This window comes from Alkalicoccobacillus porphyridii (assembly GCF_007293315.1).
GTDB classification, from domain to species: domain Bacteria; phylum Bacillota; class Bacilli; order Bacillales; family Bacillaceae_D; genus Alkalicoccobacillus; species Alkalicoccobacillus porphyridii.
The window spans coordinates 1-446 of the sequence record NZ_VLXZ01000052.1; the positions used below are offsets into that span (position 1 = coordinate 1).

Genomic DNA, 446 nt, shown 5'->3' on the forward strand with positions numbered 1-446 from the left:
TGGGTTGATTCGGTTAGCCACCCAGCCAATGAGCGGCAGCCCGTCGTTGGCGATCGCCTGAGCTGTTAGCAGTGCATGGTTAATGCAACCTTCCTGAATACCGACAACCATCAACACCGGCAGTTGTTCCTGCACTACCCATTCAGAGAGTGGACGCAAATCATTCATCAGACTGCGCCAGCCGCCAGTCCCTTCTACCACGACATGATCGACTTTTTCGGTCAGGTTTGCCAGGCCGTTTGAAATGAGGGTGTAATTGATTGGGCAACTGTGCGCCACGCTACTTTCTTCTTCGCTTAACGCGATAGGATTAACTGCTTCATAAGGCAGTTCGATGGTTGAAACACTCTGCAACACCAGGGCATCTTTATTACGCAGCCCTTCGGGTGTCTCTTTGCTCCCCTTCGCTACGGGTTTATATCCCGCAACCGTTTTTCCCTGGGAGG

The 446-nt window shown here is 52.2% G+C and carries 1 protein-coding gene; it reads right to left on the reverse strand.

Going from position 1 to position 446, the window contains the following annotated elements; genetic code table 11:
• Nucleotides 1-446: dethiobiotin synthase (gene bioD / locus FN960_RS23470; protein ID WP_143850764.1), on the reverse strand; the 446-nt coding region annotated here is incomplete at both ends.